At 33.8% G+C, this 577-nt stretch carries 1 protein-coding gene and 1 pseudogene; one reads left to right on the top strand and one right to left on the bottom strand.

Translation table 11 applies throughout. The annotated features are described in order from the left end of the window. Nucleotides 1–243 (bottom strand): double zinc ribbon domain-containing protein (locus ACFINZ_RS11785; protein ID WP_375701621.1); only part of this gene is annotated, 243 nt, incomplete at its 3' end. Between the two features lie 185 nt (nt 244–428). On the opposite strand from ACFINZ_RS11785, the pseudogene ACFINZ_RS11780 reads away from it, so the two are divergent. Next, a pseudogene (locus ACFINZ_RS11780) lies at nt 429–577 on the top strand (methyltransferase); the annotation flags it as partial.

Here is a 577-nt window from a genome sequence, read left to right as displayed (position 1 = left end):
AAGCGCTTCACCACTGAGAAAACCGTCCCCCATATCATAAACAAAAGGAACTCCCATAACAGGACAATAAGGTTTTGTAATAAATTGAAGATCTTTCCAACACTCAGAGCAAATGGTACCATAAGCAGAAACTCTTTGCTTACATCCAGGGCAAATCGGCGGATATAAAATTGTTAGCAAGCGCTCAGTAAATTTACTTAATATATTCCCGCCATTTAAAGCCACTTCTTGAAAACATAACATCATTAATTTAGGCTTTTATAGCTTCCCTGTACAAAAAATCTTTTTTTATTTTTAATTTTAATTCCTTTAAAAACTCTTACTTCTTAGAAATTTGTTTTTCTTTCACATCATAAACTTGACAAAACTTGCACAAAAATGAACTCTCTCAAAACTATATTCATTAAAGATCAAAAGACCTTAACGATATGTCGCATCCTTTAATTTTTGATCACGAACGCATTGAACAATTCCGCAAACGCGCTTTTCAAAAAGCAAAAGAAGGGTATGACTTTCTACTATCCCACATGGCTGAAGATCTCTATAAACGTCTTAACACTGTTGATCGTCTCTTTAC

This window comes from Bartonella sp. AA81SXKL (assembly GCF_042196945.1).
Lineage (GTDB): Bacteria > Pseudomonadota > Alphaproteobacteria > Rhizobiales > Rhizobiaceae > Bartonella.
The sequence above is the reverse complement of the archived record's forward strand: the minus strand, read 5'-3'. Positions and strand labels throughout refer to the sequence as shown.